General features: G+C 42.4%; 18 protein-coding genes and 1 pseudogene. 14 read left to right on the top strand and 5 right to left on the bottom strand.

Annotated elements, in window-relative coordinates:
* Nucleotides 1-30: 30 nt before the first annotated feature.
* Nucleotides 31-411: a hypothetical protein gene (locus GQR42_RS11810; protein WP_158200139.1), complete on the top strand. Its 381-nt coding sequence runs from the start codon at nt 31-33 to the stop codon at nt 409-411.
* Nucleotides 408-1,076 (top strand): phosphatase PAP2 family protein, encoded by a 669-nt coding sequence (locus GQR42_RS11805; protein WP_158200138.1) that lies wholly within the window; start codon nt 408-410, stop codon nt 1,074-1,076. Before GQR42_RS11810 ends, GQR42_RS11805 begins: the two co-directional genes overlap by 4 nt.
* Before the next feature lie 205 nt (nt 1,077-1,281).
* On the opposite strand, the gene GQR42_RS11800 is transcribed toward GQR42_RS11805, so the two are convergent.
* Nucleotides 1,282-1,611, bottom strand: a complete 330-nt coding sequence (locus GQR42_RS11800; protein WP_158200137.1) for a hypothetical protein — start codon at nt 1,609-1,611, stop codon at nt 1,282-1,284.
* Between the two features lie 501 nt (nt 1,612-2,112).
* Here GQR42_RS11800 and GQR42_RS11795 point away from each other — a divergent pair.
* The 10 genes from GQR42_RS11795 to GQR42_RS29965 all read left to right on the top strand — a co-directional run bounded on the left by GQR42_RS11795 (nt 2,113) and on the right by GQR42_RS29965 (nt 9,889).
* On the top strand, nt 2,113-2,418 hold the full coding sequence (locus tag GQR42_RS11795) for a type II toxin-antitoxin system HigB family toxin (RefSeq protein WP_158200136.1): 306 nt from the start codon (nt 2,113-2,115) through the stop codon (nt 2,416-2,418).
* Entirely contained in the window at nt 2,384-2,803 is a 420-nt protein-coding gene (locus tag GQR42_RS11790; RefSeq protein ID WP_158200135.1) for a helix-turn-helix domain-containing protein, read from the top strand. Before GQR42_RS11795 ends, GQR42_RS11790 begins: the two co-directional genes overlap by 35 nt.
* Before the next feature lie 172 nt (nt 2,804-2,975).
* Complete coding sequence (locus GQR42_RS29515; protein ID WP_158202452.1) at nt 2,976-3,161, top strand: PIN domain-containing protein; 186 nt, start codon at nt 2,976-2,978, stop codon at nt 3,159-3,161.
* Between the two features lie 249 nt (nt 3,162-3,410).
* A complete protein-coding gene (cysK, locus tag GQR42_RS11780; protein ID WP_158200134.1) occupies nt 3,411-4,358 on the top strand; it encodes a cysteine synthase A in 948 nt (315 codons plus the stop codon).
* A gap of 11 nt (nt 4,359-4,369) precedes the next feature.
* Nucleotides 4,370-4,489: a PLP-dependent transferase gene (locus GQR42_RS29510; protein ID WP_257792633.1), complete on the top strand. Its 120-nt coding sequence runs from the start codon at nt 4,370-4,372 to the stop codon at nt 4,487-4,489.
* Nucleotides 4,490-4,555: 66 nt separating this feature from the next.
* Nucleotides 4,556-5,092 carry an MgtC/SapB family protein gene (locus GQR42_RS11770; RefSeq protein WP_158200133.1) on the top strand — a complete coding sequence of 179 codons (537 nt, stop codon included), beginning with the start codon at nt 4,556-4,558 and terminating at the stop codon, nt 5,090-5,092.
* Nucleotides 5,093-5,298: 206 nt separating this feature from the next.
* Nucleotides 5,299-5,973 carry a hypothetical protein gene (locus GQR42_RS11765; protein WP_158200132.1) on the top strand — a complete coding sequence of 225 codons (675 nt, stop codon included), beginning with the start codon at nt 5,299-5,301 and terminating at the stop codon, nt 5,971-5,973.
* A 157-nt stretch (nt 5,974-6,130) separates the two neighbouring features.
* Entirely contained in the window at nt 6,131-6,706 is a 576-nt protein-coding gene (locus GQR42_RS11760; RefSeq protein WP_158200131.1) for a Crp/Fnr family transcriptional regulator, read from the top strand.
* A gap of 30 nt (nt 6,707-6,736) precedes the next feature.
* Nucleotides 6,737-7,375: a cadmium resistance transporter gene (locus GQR42_RS11755; RefSeq protein WP_158200130.1), complete on the top strand. Its 639-nt coding sequence runs from the start codon at nt 6,737-6,739 to the stop codon at nt 7,373-7,375.
* A gap of 363 nt (nt 7,376-7,738) precedes the next feature.
* A complete protein-coding gene (locus GQR42_RS29965; protein ID WP_158200129.1) occupies nt 7,739-9,889 on the top strand; it encodes an FAD/NAD(P)-binding protein in 2,151 nt (716 codons plus the stop codon).
* A 13-nt stretch (nt 9,890-9,902) separates the two neighbouring features.
* On the opposite strand, the gene GQR42_RS11745 is transcribed toward GQR42_RS29965, so the two are convergent.
* The 3 genes from GQR42_RS11745 to GQR42_RS11735 form a co-directional block, all read right to left on the bottom strand.
* Nucleotides 9,903-10,319, bottom strand: a complete 417-nt coding sequence (locus GQR42_RS11745) for a type II toxin-antitoxin system PemK/MazF family toxin (protein ID WP_233271403.1) — start codon at nt 10,317-10,319, stop codon at nt 9,903-9,905.
* Between the two features lie 5 nt (nt 10,320-10,324).
* Nucleotides 10,325-11,251: a hypothetical protein gene (locus GQR42_RS11740; RefSeq protein ID WP_158200127.1), complete on the bottom strand. Its 927-nt coding sequence runs from the start codon at nt 11,249-11,251 to the stop codon at nt 10,325-10,327.
* A 94-nt stretch (nt 11,252-11,345) separates the two neighbouring features.
* Complete coding sequence (locus GQR42_RS11735; protein WP_158200126.1) at nt 11,346-11,687, bottom strand: hypothetical protein; 342 nt, start codon at nt 11,685-11,687, stop codon at nt 11,346-11,348.
* Nucleotides 11,688-12,293: 606 nt separating this feature from the next.
* Between GQR42_RS11735 and GQR42_RS11730 the strand changes: the two genes are divergently transcribed.
* Both GQR42_RS11730 and GQR42_RS11725 read left to right on the top strand, forming a co-directional pair.
* A complete protein-coding gene (locus GQR42_RS11730) occupies nt 12,294-13,100 on the top strand; it encodes a prohibitin family protein (protein WP_158200125.1) in 807 nt (268 codons plus the stop codon).
* 71 nt (nt 13,101-13,171) lie between these two features.
* A pseudogene (locus GQR42_RS11725) lies at nt 13,172-13,571 on the top strand (YidH family protein).
* A 71-nt stretch (nt 13,572-13,642) separates the two neighbouring features.
* On the opposite strand, the gene GQR42_RS11720 reads toward GQR42_RS11725, so the two are convergent.
* Nucleotides 13,643-13,888, bottom strand: a complete 246-nt coding sequence (locus GQR42_RS11720) for a hypothetical protein (protein WP_049898451.1) — start codon at nt 13,886-13,888, stop codon at nt 13,643-13,645.
* Nucleotides 13,889-14,146: the final 258 nt, after the last annotated feature.

The following is a 14,146-nucleotide window of genomic DNA, read 5'->3' as shown; positions in this document are numbered from 1 at the left end:
ACAAAACTGATAGTTAGTAGCTAAAAAAAGATGTATCTACTTGACAAAATCAAAAACGGAAGCTTGGTATTGATTGGTTACTTATTATCGCCCCTGTGTTGGTGGAACGATCTAATTTTTAATCTGCCGATCGCCTACGGTTTCGGTCGTTTAATTGCTTGCTTGCACGCCGATTTTTTTCTACCCGCGGCCATGGTTGGTTATTGGTTATCTAATCTTGTGGGAATTCTGCTAATGCAATTCGGGACGAAAGAATTAATCGGTGGAGAAAAAAAAGAACGCAATTGGCCAAAAGAATTAAGAAATGGATTACTTTCCTCGACTGCCTATACATTAGTTATTCTGGTCTTGATCCATTTTCAGGTATTAGAAATGCCCCTGTTATCCTCGATCGCCACTTTTTCCCCGTGATTCCCAAAACCTACTTAAACAATAGCTTAATTTTCTTAGCCATCTTGTTAGCATCGCTAAGTTTTACGGATTTAGCGATCGCTATTGGCCAGTATCCCCAAGGGTTTGCTTGGGAAAAATCCCTGATGCTATCTATTCATCAAACCGCTAATTTAAACCTAAACTTTTTGGCCATAAAACTAACGGGATTAGGTACTTATTGCGGAGTAGCCCCGATACTGACAATTTTACTGCTGATTTTTGCCCTAAAAAAATACTGGTATGGTTTCGCTTATCTCCTTGTAACTATGGCGGGAGGTTGGGCAATTAGTTATAACCTCAAGATGCTTTTTCGTCGGAATCGCCCGCAATTTTGGCAGTTATTTTATCCCTTACCCGATGATTTTTCCTTCCCTAGCGGTCATGCTTTATTTAGTTCCCTGTTAGTGGTTTCTTTACTGATCCTATCTTGGAGAACGCGCTGGTTTTTAGGGGTAGTTTTACTGGGGATTCCCTTGGTTTTGGTTATTGCTTGGACTCGTCTTTATTTAGGGGTTCACTTTCCTAGTGATATCCTTGCCGCTTGGCTTTTAGCGATCGCTTGGTCTCTCCTAGTTCATCTCTGGTGGCGACAGTTATTAAAGACACCCAAGGCGATCGACACCCAAGAGGAAATTAATAATTAGCTCTAGAAACTCATCTAATCGCTTCTTTCTCAGAAGGAGACAATTGGATTTGGAGTCATCCATTTAGCTAGTTGATCAACTGTAAATTCAGCAACGCCTCATCAATACCATCTATTGCCATTCAGCAAGAACTAGAATAGCACGAAAACAATTATTTAATAATAAATATTTACGCCTACTTCTGGCTTCGTCACCCCCTGAACGGTTACGAATTACTTTCGTTACATTTGATAATTTCTGCTAATTCTGGTAGCTTTTCTTTATCTGCCATTTCTAGTCCAATCTCTAAATAAAAAAGAGAATCTTTTGTAGGTCGTTTAGGTTCTATTATATATTGGCGAATTATTACCATTGCTTCAAAGGAAAAACTTTTGGCTGCAAGTACATAGAAATTATCTTGAATTTTTTGCCATTTTAAATCCTTAACATTAACTTTATCCCCAATTTGTAGGCCTGGATCAAAATCGTAAGAAGCAATTTCAGTATATGGATATTCTTCTAAAGGAAGGTGTAAATAAACTTTGCAGTTAAACATTTTGAATCGCCCCATAATGCAGACATACAACATTTATAGAGTATCTTAAAAGGGGTGGAATGTCAATTACACCGTAAAAAAAAGTTAATTATTTGTAAGTACAACTTTAAGGCTGACAAAAGTGAGAAAACTAGATAGGTAAAGGATGAAATTGAGAGAAAAATAAATTTAGATGAAAAATTGCCTATAATCCTCCCCAATATCTACCAGGGTAAGCGCATCTTAACAATCATTGACAAAATGAACTTTATATAGGTTGCTTACCCAGAGAGCGATTCAGGCATATTTGAGGAGAATTGGCCATCTCAATTGTTAAGCAAAAATCGACCAAATGTGAAGATTTCGTAACTATTCTGATTGACTGGTATCACCTGAAATGCCCACACAGCAAGCGGATCACAAAATTGGCCAATTGTCAATAGCTTTTGAGATGCTCTCACCCTGGCGCAAGTAAGGCTATGATAAACTAGAATACAAGAGCTATTCTAAATCAATAAGAATATGCACATCATCAGCCGTAAAAAACTGCGGCGATTTTCTGGAAAACACGCTGATGCTGCCAATGCCATTAATACTTGGTATAAAATTGCTAGTAAAGCAGAGTGGAAAAACCTGGCTGAAGTTCAAGCTGTGTATTCTCAAGCAGAAGCAGTTGGTAATTTCACGGTCTTTAATATCAAAGGTAATCGCTATCGTCTAATTGTAGATATCGTTTACAAAGACCAAGTAATTTACATCAAGTACATTTTGACTCACGCGGAGTATGACAAAGATGAGTGGAAAAATGACCCTTACTTTGGACTGTGATACCTACGGAAGGTTACTAGCCGAGTATCTACCAAAAGTGATAGAAAACGATGCAGAAAACGAACAGGCTATTACCCTAGCTGAAGCCTTATCTCATCGAGAAAATCGAAGTCTAGAAGAAACCACCTTGTTAAATTTACTCTTGACTTTAATCGAAAAATACGAACAAGAGAATTATCCCATTGAAGAATCAGAACCCCATTCAATACTCTGGGAACTCATGGAAGCTAACAACTTACAAGAAAAAGATTTATCAGATATACTAGGTTCAAGAACAATAGTTTCTGATATTCTTATTGGCAAACAAATAATAACAGAAAAACAAGCTGTAAAGTTAGGACAGTTTTTTCACGTTGACTCAAGTTTATTTTTATCTACTCAGTAAATTTGTACGATGCAGGTGATGGTTGGTTATAATATGAATATCTACTTAACTGGAAGAAAATTAAACAAATGGCTAATCTTGGTCGTGAAAGGGAACAGGGAACAGAAAAAAAATACAGCGATTTTAGCTTTACAGGGAAATGAGTAATTAATTTTGCGCGCGGTACTTACCAATTAGTTTTGAAATTGCTTTATATGCAGGTGAAATACGAGTAAAATTAAGAACTCAAGGCAAAACTCGTTCTGAAGCTGATATGCTAATTTCCGCAACAGCTAAAATTCATAAACTGACTTTAGTAACGCACAATATTCGTGACTTTGAAGGCTGCGAGATTTTGCTTTTCAATCCATTTAGCTAAGTTACAGTTAGTTCTATTGTTGCTGTGTATGAATATTTACTTAGGGTTTGCGGCAAAAAGTTTGTTGGTGGGGTTAGGGTGTGGGGTGTGGGGTTTTATCCATTTTCAGGGCGTTCGGACGTTCGGCAAAGCTCATCAGCCAACCCTAGGTATTTGCCGTAACCCACCTACTCTAACTCAAAAGTATTGCAAAACATTTTAAATACATATACAATCAAAATAGCCAACAAGTATAAAGCAAGTGGGATTATGGCGATCGCAAAAGACATCACCCAATTGGTAGGACGGACACCCCTAGTTCAACTGAATCGAATCCCAGTGGCAGAGGGAGTAAAAGCCCGCATCGTGGTGAAACTGGAAAGTATGAACCCCGCCGCCTCGGTTAAAGATCGCATTGGTGTCAGTATGGTGGAGGACGCTGAAGCCGCCGGACTAATTCACCCCGATAAAACAATTCTGGTGGAACCCACTTCCGGCAATACCGGCATCGCCCTGGCCATGGTAGCGGCGGCCAAAGGCTATCCCTTAGTCCTGACTATGCCCGAAACCATGAGTTTAGAACGACGGGCAATGTTAAAAGCTTACGGGGCGCAATTAGAGTTAACCCCTGGTAGCCAAGGCATGAAAGGAGCGATCGCCCGGGCCGAGGAAATAGTCGAAAACACCCCCAACGCCTATAGTTTGCAACAGTTCCGCAACCCGGCCAACCCGAAAATTCACCAGGAAACCACCGCCGAAGAAATCTGGGCCGATACCGATGGTCTGGTGGATATCGTTATTGGTGGCGTGGGAACCGGGGGAACCATTACTGGTATTGCCGAAACCATTAAACCCCGTCGTCCCCAATGTCAAGCGATCGCAGTTGAACCCGCTAATAGTCCCGTCTTATCGGGAGGACAACCTGGACCACACAAAATCCAGGGTATCGGGGCCGGTTTTATTCCGGCAATTTTCCGACCGGAATTAATCGATGAGGTGATTATCGTCGATGATACGGAGGCTTTCGCCTACGCGCGACGGTTAGCTCGTCAGGAGGGACTACTATCGGGCATATCGGCCGGGGCGGCTTTATGGGCGGCAATTCAGGTGGGCAAAAGACCTGAAAACGAAGATAAATTAATCGTCATGATTCAGCCTAGTTTCGGGGAACGTTACCTCAGCACGGCCCTATTTAAAGACCTCGAAGATATCGACTAATAGGACAGTCTTTGGTCTGTTATCCCTCTTTGATGACTCACGGGACAATGCCGGAAAAAGAAGGCTTAAAACGAGGTATAACACCGACTTTACTACGATTATCGATCGGGATCGAGAATAGGAACGATTAAAAGCGGTATCTGGAAAAGGCTTTGATTGGTTAGGCGAAGTTTTTATCTCATTTGATGGGTTAAGCAATGTTTTTTGACTCGACAGATTGGCAAACGATTATTTTTCGGCTGAGTATGGCTATGGCCGTCGGCTGTCTGATTGGTTATAACCGACAGCGAGGCGGTCGTCCGGCTGGATTGAGAACTTTTATCATCGTTAGTCTCGGGGCTGCCATGTTCGTGATGATTCCCCTACAAGCGGAGGGAGATGTGGGTTATGCGTCTTCTAATGCTCTCAGTCGTACTATTCAAGGGGTCGCTTCTGGTGTCGGTTTTTTAGGGGCGGGAATCATCCTACAACAATCCCATCGGGAACTAAATAAGGTACAAGTGAAAGGTTTGACTTCGGCGGCGACTATCTGGTTAGCGGCAGGATTAGGCGCCGCTTCCGGTTGCGGTTTATGGCAGATGGTTCTGGTGGGAACTTTTTTCACTCTCTCCACCCTCAGTGGCATTAAACGACTGAAGAAAAAACAACCCTTAGCCAAATATATTAAAGCTCGTAAGAAAATATCTCCGATTAATCAAGAAATAGATTCATCGGATAGTTCAGCGTCTCATTAATAAAAAAAAGCGATAAAAATTAATTTTATTAAGAGAGTAAAAGCTTTTCTGTAATGGCTTTTGGCTCAAAAAGCTTATGTTTTATCTGCAATTTATTGGTTAAAAAAATACAATAAGTTATTTATAAAATTTCTGATCAAATAAAAATTTGATATGATAAAATCTAGATAGAGTAAAAATTTTTCTGAACAGGAGAAAATTAAATTATGATTAACCGAAATAAGAGCTTTCAAAGCCTCAAAAATCAAGTTGTCCGGCTGCTGATTTTCCTCTTAACTGTCACTTTGCTCCTCGGGGGAAGAGGAAATGCGATCGCGTTGCCGCTACTCCCCGAACAGTTGGCCGTCATCGACCGTGCAACGGCAACGGGTGGCACTGTGGTGGAACCGGTCAAGAAAAAAAATGAGGTTTCTAGCCCAAAAATTCTGGAAGATGCCCAAATTGCCTATGAAAAAGCCATCCAAGCGACAAAATCGGCTATCGATGACCTAAATGCTCAACTGGCCGCTCCTTCTCTCGACAAGAAGATTATCGAAGCTCAACAGGACAACCTAGAGGACTTAGCGGACAATATTGACGATCTAGGGGAAAAAGTGAGTAAATTTACGAAAAAATTGAGCAAATCCGGGGCTAAACTCAGTGAAACCCTGCAAAACAACCTTATTACCCTAGAAAAGAGCCTCGTTAATACCTCCGAGACGATCGATATCTTGGCCGACGACACCGAACGACTCAAAGACAGTGCTTCCCCTTTCCTGAAAACTCGCGTGGAAAAGACCATCGACGCAGTTAAACAAACTCTACAGGAAAGCGATCGAGCTTGGCAAGAACTGATCTCCTCGGCTACCACGGAACTGGAGAAGACTAGCACCCCGAAATAAATAGGGCTTGCAAGGGCATAAAATCAGTCTTTTTTGGGGTAATTATCGTTTTTACCCCAAAATTCTCCCAAAAAAACTAACTCGTCTAAAAAGCCCCTTTCTCGACGACCTTGTGCTTTTGACTAGCTAAGTACCTAATCAAAATTAATTATCAATCATGACGCTTACCTATCAACCATCAACCCCCCATCGCTGGCACTTTGATAATCGGGCGATTTTGCCCCTTAGAAACCCTAATTTCTGGAAAATCGAGAGTGGAGTCGTAAAAACCTCCACCTGGTTAGAAGATGGAACCCTGATCGTCTTGGGATTGTGGGGACCCGGCAATTTTGTTGGCAAAACCCTAGAGAGAGTCAATCCCTATCAAGTTGAGTGCATCACTCCTGTGCAAGCAGTTTCCTTTTCCACAGTTGAGAGTTATCAAATGGCAGAAATTCTGCTGTCTCATCTTCAGCAAGCACAAGAACTAAGTATTATTCGTAGCTACAAACGTACTGATATTATGGTTGTGAAATTACTGTCATGGTTAGGTAATCAATTTGGTAAACAAACTGGTACTGGACAATTAATTGATGTGCGTCTAACTCATCAGGATATCGCTGACTTATTAGGAACCACTAGAGTCACAATTACCCGCGCACTTAATAGTCTAGAACAACAGGGGGCCGTGGAACGTCTTCCCGTCCATCGTCTTCTTTTACGAGAGGAGGACATCTGGCACTACGAGATTTAGAATGGGAAGGATTATCTCTTTTTTCAATCTATGAATTGGTTAGTAACCCTTTTAATTACTAGCGTGACGAGTTTTGTAGCCACAAATCTTGATGATCTGATGGTGCTAATGTTGTTTTTCTCGCGACTTAATGCTAATTTTCGACCTCGACACCTGATTGTTGGTCAATACCTCGGTTTTACCCTGATTCTCCTAGCTAGTTCCCTCGGTTTACTATTTGGGTTACTGGTGTCTAAAGAATGGATTGGTCTATTAGGATTTATACCTTTGATTATCGGCATTAAACAACTTTTGTCAAGGGAAAATGAGGATTACATTCAAGAAGTAAGAGAAGATGTTAATTATTCTAAAAATCGCTCCTTTGTTCCTCGTTTTCCCTCCCAAACCTATTACGTTGCTGCCGTGACCGTGGCTAATGGTGGTGATAATATTGGTATCTATACCTCTCTTTTTGCCAATAATTCCCCGATGCGCGTCTTAATTATCATGATAGTTTTTTATCTCATGATGGGGATTTGGTGCATCCTAGGCTATTTTTTGATTACCCATCCCAGGATAGCTAAAGTGGTTACAAACTACGGACATAAAATTAGTCCTTTTATCTATATTTCTCTAGGGATTTATATATTAGTTGACAGCCGATCCTATCGTTTATTTTTAATGTCTTAACCAAGAATGCCTAAAAATCGTCTTTTAAGTAGGGAGGCAAAATTATTTGTAGGATGGGTTAGCGCACTTCGTAACATGAGCAGGCGTTGGGTTTCATGCTTCAACCCAACCTACGTTCATCTTATATTTAATTCCACCCAGCCACTTAGCTAGACTAACTAATACTAAATCCTCTTGAAAAGTTATAAAAGGATTTGTTATGACAATTAAAAAACAACAAATAGCGGCCGAAGCTTCCTGCAAAAACCGACATCGGCGAATTAATACTATTTTTCAACAAATGGGCATCGCCTATCGATGACCGAAATGCTCAACTAAACGCATCTTATCTCCCCAAGGACACCCTTACCATACCCCTTATCTATGAGCTACATTGACCGGAATCAATTTTCTGCAACTTTCGACATCGCCATTATCGGGGGAGGATTTAGTGGCTCCCTCGTGACAGCGAACCTGTTGCGCGACACAGGGACTCCATTATCGATCGCCCTGATCGAGCGCCGAAAACCCCTCGGTACGGGGATCGCCTACGGAACGCGAGACAGCGGCCACCTGCTCAATATTCCCGCAGGCAAAATGAGCGCCTTCGAGGACGATCCCGAACATTTCCTCCACTGGTTAGCGGATAACGGCTATCGATCGATCGATCCGGCCAGCTTCGTACCGCGTCTAGTGTACGGCAAATACATCCGATCGATCCTAGAAGAAGCGCGCGACAACGCCATTGCCGATCACCGTCTGGAAACATTTACCGATGCGGCGATCGATCTGGTACTCGACGGGGAAAAAGCGACGATTACCCTCAAAGGAGGCAAGAAAATCAGTGCCGCTAAAGTAGTTCTGGCGCTGGGCAATTTTCCCGCAACGGTTCCCCAACCCCTCGCGTCTCTCAATTCCCTCTCTCTCCGCGACGCTTGGGAGACGGAGACACTCACCGAGCTAAAACCCGACGGGACGATGCTGCTGGTCGGTACGGGGTTAACGATGGTGGATATGGTGGTTTCCCTGGCACAAAGGGGATTCACGGGCAAAATCCACGCGGTTTCCCGTCATGGCCTGCTCCCCCGATCGCACCGACCCACCGATCCCTATCCCCCGTTCCTTACCCTCGAAACCGCACCCAAGACCGCGCGGGGACTCCTAAGGCGAATTCGCGCGGAGGTAAAAAGCGCAGAGAGTCAAGGTCACGACTGGCGCGCCGTTTTAAACGCCTTACGTCCTATATCTCAAGGTCTATGGCATTCTCTGCCGATAGCCGAACGCGCCAGATTTCTACGCCACCTGAAAGCCTATTGGGAGGTTCTTCGCCATCGCGTCGCCGATGAGATCGCCGGTATCCTCGATCAGGCCGTAGAATCGGGACAATTAACCTATCATGCGGGAAGAATTGAAACTGCTGAGGATAAAAACGGCTGTGTAGAGGTTACTATCCGTCAACGGGGAACGGGAAACCTGTTAAACCTACCGGTCGATCGAATCATTAACTGTACCGGCGCGGGTAACGATTACGCGACCATAACCGATCCCCTCGTCGTTCATCTTCGCCAACGGGGGTTAATCCGTCCCCATCCTTTGAATTGTGGCATCGAAACCGCGGACAACGGGGCGATTCTCAGGCCAGACGGTACGGCATCGCCAACGCTCTACACCTTGGGAAATCCCCGCAAAGGTGATCTCTGGGAAACCACCGCCATTCCCGAACTGCGTTTACAGGCGGCCGAACTGGCCCGGGAGTTGTTGCGATCGCTGAAAGAGAGAATTTCTCTCCCCGCGGCCTACTCGATCGCATTCCGGCCGGCAGCGCCGATTTTCCGTCAGCTTTTTGATAGGGAATCGAGTACCTACACCTATCTGATCGCTGATTCGGGTACGGGGGAGGCGATTTTAATCGATCCGGTCCTCGAACAGGTTGATCGCGATCGGCAGATTCTTTGGCAGTTGGGGTTAAACCTAGGCTACACCATGGAAACCCATGTCCACGCCGACCATATCACCGGAGCGCACCGCTTACGGGAGTTAACCAACTGTTCGATCCTCGTTCCCGAAAACGCCGAAGTGAGCGATATCGATGGTTATGTACGCGATGGCGACATCTGGATTGTGGCAGGTCAGCAGCTAAAAGCGATCGCCACTCCGGGCCACACCGATAGTCATATAGCCTATCTCATCGATGAAAAACGCCTATTAACGGGGGATGCACTCTTAATTCGCGGTTGCGGTCGTACCGATTTTCAGAACGGTTCGCCGGAGGTGTTATACAAGACGGTAACGGAGAAGTTGTTCACCCTCCCCGACGATACGCTAGTTTACCCCTGTCACGATTATCTGGGCAGAACGGTCTCCTCGATCGGTGAGGAAAAGCACTGGAATCCCCGTTTCGCTGGCCGCGACCGCGAGGATTTCGTGGAGTTGATGAATAATCTCAATCTCCCCTATCCCAAGAAGATGACTGCGGCCTTAAGTGCCAACGCACGGGGGGGTAAGGTGGTTTTCGTCATGGATTATCAGATTTAGTGCATATTTTATTTTAAAAATTCTTCTTTTTAGGTTTAGGAGGCCGTTCTATACTTTTAGGGGAGGGAGGTGATTGAGGCGGTTTTTGCAATAATTCAATAAGAGTTTGAATAATTTTATCTACGACTTCATCTCTCAAAGTCCCGCATTTTCTTCTAAATAATTCTCTATCAAGTGTGGATATGCGGTCCGGTTTAACATAAGAAGCTTTGTATTCATCATCTAGATGTCCTTCTTTAAAATCCCTCCGCTTAATTTCGATCATCCCCGATCTTTTATTAGAATTGCTAGTTATGTAAGCGCAGATAAACCCTTTTCCCTCTAATACAGGAGCGAGGATTAGAACAGGCCTTTCTTTCTCTTCTTCTGTATTATCCTGATAGGGAAAGGGAGCATATACCACATCTCCTTTTTTATAAAAAACGGACACTTGATTCAATTTTTAACATACTCCTCTTTTATATTTTCCTCTTTCAAAAAAGTAAAATTACTGTGATTAGCGATCACTTCCAGAATCTCTTGATCTTCGGACTCCGACTCTTCAACCACAAAATCAATTAGTCTGTCAATAAATCCAGCCGCATTGCGAATCCGAACTCTAAAAGAGTTTTTGGAATCAGTCGGCGTACTGAAATCTATATTTTTTTTACGAGACTGATCGATTATATCGCTCATTATTACTTGAATATCTTGAAGAGTTTCAATATCAAAAAAATCAATGTAATCTTCTAGCTTGTCACCAAACGTTTCTAATTTTTCTGAAAAAACTTTTAAAAAATCTTCTTCTAGATAAAATAAATCTCTTTCAGAATAACTGCAATATTTTGCGATAATTATTTTTAAAGAATTCCAATTGTTATCGAGAATACGAAAATCTCGATATAAATTTATAGCTTTTTCTCTTAAAAAATCGATGGTTTCGCGGTCGATATATGTAGCGTCTTGTGAATTTAGTTCAACAAAACTTTTAATTGCAAAAATTGCATGATCTATTGCATTGTAGACTTGATGCCATTCTCTTTTTTCAAAAAGAATTTTAATGTTGCCAGCTATGTCTTTAATTTCTTTGTTTATTTCGTCATTGGTTTTTGCAGATTGCCAAGAAATAGATTCAAAAAAAACTTTGCTTTCGTATAAATTTTCAATAATTTTTGTCAAACATTCATCAACCTTCCTAAAAAAACTTTGATTGCGATAGTTGACAATGACGATTTTATTTTTTAACAAAAAAAGCTTGATTGATTCTTTTTTAAAATAATTATCAAAAGAAAAAGAATCGGAAATTTTTTTAGAGTTATCTTTATTAATCAGAATAGGTTTGGTGATTTTCCAATCAGTTAAGTGATTCTCTTTACAAGCCATAGGAGCTTATCCACTAACAGTACGATGTTATCTAATGATTATATCATAACAACCTTACCACACTCGCCTCCAGCGCAGCAACGCCGATCGCCCTCTACCCCGCCATCCCGAACCCGCAACCGTCACGAGTTCCCCTTTCTAAACGGAAAGCCACGAGAAGATCATTCAACGCATCCATATCGCCATCCATTAAAAACCCATCGTGACCGTGCGGCGATCGCAACCAGAATAATTGCGAATTGGGGATATATTTCGCCAACTCCTCTTGTTCTACGGGAGGATAAAGAAGATCCGAATCGATCGCCACGATCGCCGTCGGTTGTTGAATCGACTGTAAAACCGATTCATAGATGGGAACGGCGCGGGCGTTAGTTCCGGGGGCAGGTTCCTGGCCGGCGTGTACTTGCAGCGTCTCGAAACGGTAACGGTCAGACATAGATACTCACGGACGAAAATAAAGGGTAAATTCCTCGATCGCACAGATCAAGGAAAAAGGGTGATTAAATTACCTCGTTAGGGGATGGAATTAGGTACAGTTAGGCTTATCCGCTTACTGTATTTAGGGTTCTACCATAGCCATTTTTGTGAGTCAATTTATTGAGATATCCTTTATACAAAATATCGTTTATGCCGAAACTAGATTGTGTTAAGGTAATTGCTATAAAAGAAAGTACCAGCTAGACTGGTGAAATGAGAATGTACCATTTAAGACAAGGGAAATTTTGTTATAATTGCTTCTGGATAACCCCGATTACTTTCTTGGATAAATAAATGCCTTTTTGATCAAATTTATGACTAAAACTAACGAAATGCTCGTTTAAATTTATGATTTCTAAGACATTTAATCGGCGACTATGATAACTATAAATAGACCAGTATTTCCCGATATTTTGCCAGCCAGACGGGACGAAAAGGACGAGACTAAATCTTCATTTTCTAGTTGCTGAAATTCTTCTAGATAAAACTGTCACTGATTACGAAGATAAAATCAGCCCTTTTATTTGTAAACCTATCCTATTAACCATCTCTATTCTCAATTAAAATGCTCAAAATTCGTCTTTTAGCTAGACCAAGTAATATCTTTTTTTTGTTATTAATTTTGGCGATTATTTTTAATCCCTTCGTGATTGTCAATGCGGGAGAAAGAGGGGTTTTAATGGTCTTCGGTCAAGTACAGGAGAAAATACTTAATGAGGGAATCCATGGGATTATTCCTGTTGTTAACACGGTGAAAAAACTAAGTGTGAGAATCCAAAAAGAACAGATAGCGGCCGAAGCTTCCTCCAAAGACCTACAGGAAGTATTTACAGATGTGGCCCTGAATTGGCATATTTTAGCATCAGAAGTTAATAATATTTTTCAACAAATTGGCGATGAAGCGGCTGTCATTGAACGAGTGATCGATCCAGCAGTGGAGGAAATTCTTAAGGCAGTTATGGCTAAATATACCGCCGAAGAATTAATTACTAAACGGGAGGAGGTGAAAGGAGAAGTAGATCATCGTTTGAGCGAAAGACTGAAAAATTATCATATCGGTGTGGATGATATTTCTTTGGTTCATGTCAACTTTTCCGATCGCTTTACCGATGCGGTGGAAGCCAAACAAATTGCCGAACAGGAGGCCAAAAAAGCCGGTTTTATGGTGCTGAAAGCTCTGAAAGAATCGGAAGTAAAAATCAATCTGGCCAAGGGAGAGGCGGCAGCTCATCGCATTCTCCAAGATTCCTTAAGTCCAGAAGTTTTACAGAACAAAGCGATCGAAAAATGGGACGGTAAACTCCCCCTATTTATGGATGATAATCTGCTTAAGTCCCTTGAATTGGCTAAAGATAAGCGAAAAACTAGATGATAAAAACAATTTATTAAAACCAGAAGAAAGAATACTTGATTTTATTGAATTTCACTGCTAGGAACTCCTCTATGCTGTTTAAATCCCAAAAGACAAAGCAGAAATTTAACCCTGATTACTGGCGAGATCATTCGGCCAACGAACGCACCTATCTGTCTTGGATGCGCGCTGCCATCGCTTTGATGGGTTTTGGTCTGGTCATTTTGCGTTTACGAACAGTATCTTCGTCATCTCTGGGACTAGGTTGGTTGTTGGGTTTTGTCTTCGCTATGGTGGGATTATTAACCGTTGTCATCGCCACGCGCCACTATTTTCTCATCCGGCGGGCGATCGATAGTAATAGCTACGAACCTGCTCAAGTCTGGATTATTTGCTTTAGTATAGCGAATCGCTTGTCTAGGCTCAGGAATTCTCTATTTTGTCGCCACCAGTCCCGATAGCGGTGGAGTGGAAAGCATCGGTTTCGATTAAAACCCCATCCTCGCACGGAGCGGGATGGGGAGAAAATTGCTCGATACAGGCGGTAAAATCCAGATAACTACTTAGAATTGCCCATTTTCCGACCTTTCCCAAGAAGGGGCAAAAGGTGGACAAATCAAAGGACAGGCGCGCCAATGACTGTGAACAGGGACTCCCAAGCGTTGACAATAGCCATTTCCTCTCCCCTGAAACTTATAAAACCGACAGTAACGACAGGTGGAGGAACAAGTAGCAACTTTCGGGAGAGGATTTCCCGTGGATTCGATCGCTGTTAGTTTTGGGGATAGGGTGGAAATGGTGTCTAGCAAGGAAGTCTCCAAGGCTAACGGGGTTCACTAGCGACTTTTACCGTACCTAGTCCCAAATTATGTCACGGTCGCCCATCCTCCCGGAGTATAACGATTGACACGCTCCTAAAAAATTGAGAAAATCCCTTGCTGCCAGACCTATTCCACCACAACACGCTTAAAAAAGCCCCAACTTAACGAGACCGCCACCATCAACTTAGGTACGGGACAAGCATAAAAGCAAATATTCTTAATTGTCGTTTTAATAAATAAAAGTGA

The organism is Microcystis aeruginosa FD4, assembly GCF_009792235.1.
GTDB lineage: Bacteria > Cyanobacteriota > Cyanobacteriia > Cyanobacteriales > Microcystaceae > Microcystis > Microcystis viridis.
Note: the sequence above shows the minus strand (reverse complement) of the source record. Positions and strands in the feature narration are given on the sequence as shown.